This is a genomic window from Roseomonas rosulenta, assembly GCF_016106005.1.
Classification (GTDB): domain Bacteria; phylum Pseudomonadota; class Alphaproteobacteria; order Acetobacterales; family Acetobacteraceae; genus Neoroseomonas; species Neoroseomonas rosulenta.
This window is the reverse complement of the sequence record NZ_JACADR010000658.1, coordinates 1-551: the sequence shown is the minus strand read 5'-3', so window position 1 is coordinate 551 and position 551 is coordinate 1. Positions and strand designations below refer to the sequence as shown.

The 551-nt window shown below is 78.0% G+C and carries 1 protein-coding gene; it reads right to left on the bottom strand.

Annotated features, from left to right (window positions below; all coding sequences use genetic code 11):
* The coding region (locus tag HW578_RS27505) for a DinB/UmuC family translesion DNA polymerase (protein WP_456308305.1) at positions 1-551 on the bottom strand (551 nt) is incomplete at both ends.

Genomic DNA, 551 nt, shown 5'->3' with positions numbered 1-551 from the left:
GCGGCGCGGCGCCTCTGGGTCCGCGAGGTCGCCGCGGTCGGCCTCCGCCGCCGCCGCCAGCGGCTGCGCGCCGATGCCGATCAGCCGGAAGGCGGTGCCGTCAGCCTCGCGCGCGAGCAGCGGGCGCGCGGCGTCGAACAGCACATCCGGCAGCCGGGTCGGCTGCGCGAGGCGCGCCGCACGGGTGCGGATCGCGAAGGCTGCGGTCTTGAGCTTCAGCGTGACACCGCCCGCCGCCAGACCCTTCTCGCGCAGGCGGGCCGCGAGCTTCTCGCACAGCCGCCAGAGCACCGCCTCGAGCTCCGCCGGCGCGGCGATATCGGTCTCGAAGGTCGTCTCGGCGCTGACGGATTTCGTCTCGCGCTCGGGGTTGACGCGGCGCGTGTCCTCGCCGCGGGCGCGGGCGGCCAGGGCCGGCCCTTCCTCCCCGAAGCGCAGCGCGGCCTCACGCGCGGCCAGCGCCCCGAGCTGCCCGAGCGTGGCGAAGCCCGCCGCCGCCAGGCGCTTCGCCATGGCGGGCCCCACGCCCGGCAGCAGCGTGACCGGCTGCG